Consider the following 240-nt stretch of genomic DNA (forward strand, 5'->3'; position numbering starts at 1 on the left):
GGTGGGAACGATGCAGTCTACTATGTATGTTCCGACTAAAACTCTGGCGACCAATAAAACACTCACGAGAATTGTGACCTTCGACCTTGCAACAGGAAAAACTAAACAATTTTTATACAAGCAGGATGGTGGTGCTTCGGACTCCGTATGTGAGATTACGCCGATCAGTAATACCGAATTTCTTGTGATTGAAAGAGACGGAAACTTTGGTTCAGCAGGTGGACTAAAGAAGGTCTACAG

Annotated in this window: 1 protein-coding gene; it reads left to right on the forward strand. The window is 43.3% G+C overall.

Features of this window, described 5'->3' with window-relative positions; all coding sequences use genetic code 11:
- Positions 1-22 precede the first annotated feature (22 nt).
- Positions 23-240, forward strand: a 218-nt coding sequence (locus tag ACPYOM_RS23690; protein ID WP_481347859.1) for an esterase-like activity of phytase family protein, incomplete at its 3' end; no start/stop codon positions are given.

It is taken from the genome of Monashia sp. HAY1-2A (assembly GCF_056755315.1).